The organism is Methanocrinis sp. (assembly GCF_049974945.1).
GTDB lineage: Archaea > Halobacteriota > Methanosarcinia > Methanotrichales > Methanotrichaceae > Methanocrinis.
The window spans coordinates 1-1,712 of the sequence record NZ_JBNGCU010000176.1 but is presented as its reverse complement, the minus strand read 5'-3'; the positions used below and the strand labels follow the sequence as shown (position 1 = coordinate 1,712).

The following is a 1,712-nucleotide window of genomic DNA, read 5'->3' as shown; positions in this document are numbered from 1 at the left end:
GGCAGAACCTCCACCTCTTCTACACCCACGGCTACGGGATCTGCATGAGCCCCGCAAACGTCGTGACCCCCGAGGGCCTCCCCGAGTTCTACGTCAAGAACGTACCCCCCGACTCGGTCCTGGGGAAGATGACTAGGCCCGAGATCTACTACGGCGAGGGGCGTAAGGACTACGTCCTGGTGAAGACGGGGCTCACCGAGTTCGACTACCCTCTGGGAGACGAGAACGTCTACGCCAACTACAACGGCACCGGAGGCATAGAGCTCAACCCCCTGATGAGGCTTCTCTTCGCCTACAGGCTCGCAAGCCTCAAAATCCTCCTCAGCGACGATGTTACGGCCGAGAGCAGGGCGATGATCTATAGAAATGTCATCGATAGGGCGCGAGCCATCGCCCCCTTCCTAGCCTACGATCGGGACCCTTACATAGTCTTCGCAGACGGTAGGCTCTACTGGATCGTCGACGCCTACACCCTCACCGACCGCTACCCCTACTCCGAGCCCTCGGGGGGGTTCAACTACATTAGAAACTCGGTGAAGGTCGTCGTCGACGCCTACAACGGGACCGTCCGGTACTACGTCATCGAGGAGGAGCCGATCGTCCGGGCCTACGAATCGATCTTCCCCGACCTCTTCTTGCCCATCAGCTCGATGCCCAACGAGCTTCGGGCCCACCTGCGATACCCCGTCGACCTCTTCGGCGTCCAGGCCGGGATCTACCGGAACTACCACATGAACGACCCCCGGGTCTTCTACAACCAGGAGGACGCCTGGGAGATCCCGACGGAGATCTACCGGGGGACCCGGCAGACCGTCGAGCCCTACTACGTCGTCATGAAGATCCCGGGAAGCGAGGGGAGCGAGGAGTTCATGCTGATCCAGCCCTTTACGCCAAGGTCGAAGAACAACATGATCGCCTGGATGTGTGCCAAGTCCGACCAGCCCGATTACGGCGACCTCGTGGTCTTCAAGTTCTCCAAAGATGAGCTGATATACGGGCCGATGCAGATCGAGGCCAGGATCGACCAGGACACCGAGATCTCCGAGCAGATTACCCTCTGGAGCCAGAAGGGGTCCAGCGTCATCAGAGGCAACCTCCTGGTCATCCCCATAGAGAGGAGTCTCCTCTACGTCGAACCCCTATTTCTAAGGGCCGAGAACAGCGAGCTTCCGCAGCTGAAACGGGTGATCGTCGCCTACGGAAGCAGAGTGGTGATGGAGGAGACCCTGGAGGAGGCCCTGGCCATGATATTTGAGTTCGGGCCTGGGGCGGCTGAACCAGAGACGTCGGCCGGAAGAGGAGATGACCTGAGCACCACAGAGCTGATCGGCGATGCGGGAGCCCTCTATAGGTCCGCTCAGGACCAGCTCCGGGCAGGGAACTGGTCTGGCTACGGCGAGGAGATCGACCGGCTCGGAGAGGTGATAAAGGCTCTGGAGGAGAGGGCGGGGGGCTGAAGATGGGGGCTTCAGGTCCTGGGGGTGCCGCCCTCGTCGATCCTGATGGCGAGCACTTCATCTTCGTCGGTCAGGGCGCAGGTCTGGTGATCGGATATGACCTCGTAGAATCGGTCCCAGTCGAGGGTCGTGGAGACGCAGCCGTTGGTCAGAAGGGGGACGCCTATCGCCGGGATGTCATAACCGTGGCAGAGGTCGACCCCCTCCTTGATCTCCATATCGCAGCCGACGCCGACGATGGCCCGAGGATGGTAC

Annotated in this window: 2 protein-coding genes; one reads left to right on the top strand and one right to left on the bottom strand. The window is 60.9% G+C overall.

The features are described from left to right. A partial coding sequence (locus tag ACP5EL_RS10295) for a UPF0182 family protein (protein WP_428402420.1) occupies nt 1–1,457 on the top strand: 1,457 nt, incomplete at its 5' end. An 11-nt stretch (nt 1,458–1,468) separates the two neighbouring features. Here ACP5EL_RS10295 and ACP5EL_RS10290 read toward each other — a convergent pair. Beyond that, a partial coding sequence (locus ACP5EL_RS10290; RefSeq protein ID WP_428402419.1) for a DUF116 domain-containing protein occupies nt 1,469–1,712 on the bottom strand: 244 nt, incomplete at its 5' end.